We start from the raw sequence: 3,389 nt of genomic DNA, 5'->3' as shown, positions 1-3,389 counted from the left end.
AGGGGCGGACTCTAGCTATTCCTGGAGGAGTTTCAGGGGGTCACGTCACCGGCTCTGGTCCAGCGGACCGGCCGGGACGGCGGAGAAGACGACGGCGCGGATCAGGCTGCGGTCAGAACCAGGCCCTGAGGCCGACCATGAGGCGGGTGTCTCCGGCGTCGCCGCCGGCGGCCTCGATCAGGTCGGCCGTCTCGCCGAGGGCGCGGCTCCACTCCACCCCGAGGTAGGGGGCGAACTCGCGGCGGATCTCGTAGCGCAGGCGCAGGCCGGCCTCGACCGAGGTCAGGCCCGAGCCGAGGCCGAGTTCGGGGATGTCGCCCGCCGACAGGTCCACCTCGACGCGGGGCTGGAGGATCAGCCGCTGGGTGAGGCGCTGGTCGTACTCGGCCTCGATCCGGGCGGTGAGATCGCCTTCGGTCGAGAGGAAGGCGGCCGCATCGACCTCCCACCAGTGCGGGGCCAGGCCCTGCACCCCGAGGACCAGATGGGTGGTGTCCTCGCCGTGCCGGCGATAGTCCTGCCGCACGCCGGCCTGCACGTCCCAGAAGGGCGTGATCGCCCGGCCGTAGAGCGCCTGGACCTCGACCTCCTCCAGCCCGCCGTCGAAGTCGCCCTCGCCTTCGGACTTCCACCAGAAGCGGTTGATGTCGCCGCCGGTCCAGCCGGCCACGTCCCACAGCCAGGTGTCTTCACCGTCGCCGAAGGCCGCCTCGAGCCGGTCGACGACGACGCCGGTCGTGCGGATGTCGCCGTTCTCGCGACGCATCAGGTTCCGCGCCCGGGCCATGTCGGCGGCCGGGAAGACGGCGTCCGCGGCATGACTCGGGCCGCTGAGTGCGCCGGGCGGCGTGGGGTCCTCGGGGGGGCGACCGGGATTGTCGGCGCTGGTCGGCATGTCGGGCGGACCGGAGGCGGCCCCCATGTCGTGCCCGGCGTGAGGGTCCTGCGCCGCCGGAGCCCGGTGGGAGGCGTGCGGGTCGGCGGCGGCAGGCATGGCGTGCCCCGCATGGGGATCCTGCGTCGGGGCCGCGCCGCTCATATTGTGGCCGGCGTGGGGATCCGGCGCGGCCGGAGCTTGATGGCCCGCATGAGGGTCGGCGGCGGCCGGCGCCGCATGCCCGGCGCGCGGGTCTTGAGCCGGAGCCGTGCGGCGCATGTCGTGCCCGGCGTGGGGATCGGCTGTCGGCGCCGGCGTCCGGTGGGCGGCGTGCGGGTCCGGCGCGGGCGGGGCGTGGCCCGCGTGCGGGTCCTGGGCGTGGGCGGCGCCGGCGGCGAGCAGCAGCGGCGCAAGGGCGGCGGCGAGGCGGATCATCCGGCGGCTCCATCCATGGGGCGGACGGTGACGACGTTGAACATCCCCGCGTGCATGTGCATCAGCATGTGGCAGTGGAAGGCCCAGTCGCCGGGCGCGTCGGCGGTGAGATCGAAGGTGACCTTGCCGCCCGGCATGACGTTGACGGTGTGCTTGAGCGGCTGGTGGCCGGCGGGGCCGCCGGTGACCAGTTCGAAGAAGTGGCCGTGCAGGTGGATCGGGTGCGCCATCATGGTGTCGTTCACCAGGGTGACGCGCACCCGCTCGTCGCGCTCGAAGCGGATCGGCTCGACCAGTTCGCTGAACTTGCGGCCGTCGAAGCCCCACATGAAGCGCTCCATGTTGCCGGTCAGGTGAATCTCCATGGTGCGCGACGGCGGCCGCCGGTCCCTGTTGGGCGCCAGCGAGACCAGGTCGGTGTAGACCAGCACGCGGTGCGGGACGTCCTCGAGGCCGAGCGGGCGATCGCCGAGGCGGTTGGCCGGGTCGGGCGCGACCATGTCGACGCCCACGCCGACGGCCATGTCCGGCGGCGCATTGTCGGGATCGCGCATGGCCATGCCGCCATGATCCATGGCCGGGGCGTCCGCCGCCGGGGCCTGCGTCGTCGCGCCGTGTCCCATGGCGGCGTGGTCCGTGCCGCCGCCGCCGTGGTCCATGCCGCCCATGCCCATGTCGCGCATGGTCAGGGTCGGGACCTCGCGCAGCGGCGGGATTTCAGCGCTCATGCCGGGGCGCGGGGCGAGGGTGGCCCGGCCCATGCCGGAGCGGTCCATGGCCTCGGCCACCACGGTGTAGGCGCGATCCTCCGGCGGCCGGACGATGACGTCGTAGGTCTCCGCCACCGAGATCTGGAACTCGTCGACCTCGACCGGGCGGACGTTCTCGCCGTCCGCCTGGACCACCGTCATCGGCAGGCCCGGGATGCGCACGTTGAAGATCGACATGGCCGAGGCGTTGATGACCCGCAGCCGCACCCGCTCGCCCGGCCGGAACAGGCCGGTCCAGTTCTCCTGCGGGCCGTGGCCGTTGATCAGGTAGGTGTAGGTCGAGCCGTTGACGTCGAGGATGTCGCGCGGGTCCATGCGCATGGCGCCCCACATGCGGCGCTCCTCGAGGCTCATGCCGTCGTCGCCCGAGATCAGCCCCGACAGGGTGGTCCGCTGGCGGTTGAAATAGCCGGGGCTCTTCTTGAGCTTGTCGAGGATTTCGTGCGGATGCATGAAACTCCAGTCCGACAGGACCAGCACATGCTCGCGGTCGTAGGCGACCGGATCGGCGCCCGCCGGGTCGATGACGATCGGGCCGTAGTGGCCCATCGCCTCCTGCAGGTTGGAGTGGGAGTGGTACCAGAAGGTCCCCGACTGCCGGATCGGGAACTCGTAGACGAAGGTCTCGCGCGGGCGGATGCCCGGGAAGCTGATCCCCGGCACGCCATCCATCTGGAAGGGCACCAGCAGGCCGTGCCAGTGGATCGAGGTGTCCTCGTCGAGGGTGTTGGTCACCGACAGCCGGACGTTCTGACCTTCGCGCAGTCGCAGCAGCGGGGCGGGCAGGACGCCGTTGATGGTCACCGCATGGCCGGTGCGGCCGCCGACGGTGAAGGGCGAGTGGCCGACGGTGAGGTCGACGTTCGGCCCGGTCCGCGTCGGCAGGTCCGCGCGCAGGCCCGCCGACCCGGTCTGCGCCCAGGCCGGGAGCAGCCCTTGCAGGCCCAGCAGGCCGCCGCCGGCGGCGGCGCCCCGGAGGAGGGCTCGGCGATCGGGGCGGAAGGTAGGCATGGAAGAGGCGTTCCCTGTCGGTCGATCCGGTCGTCAGTTCAATACGCATCGCGGCGGCGCAGCCCCTTGCGGCAGGTCGCCACAGCGTGGGGATCGCCCCTTGTGCACCTTCCCATCGTGGCAAGGTCAAGCGCCACGGCCAGGAACCCCTGTTCTCCCGACGCCGTTTGACCCGGTGACGCCGACGCCGAGGAGGGTCACGATGAAAATGAGCTGGGGCCGTTTCGCGGCGATGATCGCGACCTCGACGGTCGTGATGTTCTTCCTGATGTATCAGCTGGTCTACAGCCTCGACC

At 71.8% G+C, this 3,389-nt stretch carries 2 protein-coding genes; both read right to left on the bottom strand.

Annotated elements, in window-relative coordinates; all coding sequences use genetic code 11:
* Nucleotides 1-112: 112 nt before the first annotated feature.
* Nucleotides 113-1,312: a copper resistance protein B gene (locus tag BM333_RS15525; protein ID WP_092313868.1), complete on the bottom strand. Its 1,200-nt coding sequence runs from the start codon at nucleotides 1,310-1,312 to the stop codon at nucleotides 113-115.
* The gene (locus tag BM333_RS15520; protein WP_092313865.1) at nucleotides 1,309-3,093 is read right to left on the bottom strand and encodes a copper resistance system multicopper oxidase; all 1,785 of its coding nucleotides are present in this window, start codon (nucleotides 3,091-3,093) and stop codon (nucleotides 1,309-1,311) included. Before BM333_RS15520 ends, BM333_RS15525 begins: the two co-directional genes overlap by 4 nt.
* Between the last annotated feature and the right edge of the window lie 296 nt (nucleotides 3,094-3,389).

It is taken from the genome of Brevundimonas viscosa (assembly GCF_900116065.1).
Lineage (GTDB): Bacteria > Pseudomonadota > Alphaproteobacteria > Caulobacterales > Caulobacteraceae > Brevundimonas > Brevundimonas viscosa.
This window is presented reverse-complemented; position numbering and strand designations above follow the sequence as displayed.

What these genes read in the sequence shown, in the direction of transcription:
- BM333_RS15520 (WP_092313865.1), bottom strand. Translation starts at nt 3,093, where the DNA reads ATGCCTACCTTCCGCCCCGATCGCCGAGCCCTCCTCCGGGGCGCCGCC.
- BM333_RS15525 (WP_092313868.1), bottom strand. Translation starts at nt 1,312, where the DNA reads ATGATCCGCCTCGCCGCCGCCCTTGCGCCGCTGCTGCTCGCCGCCGGC.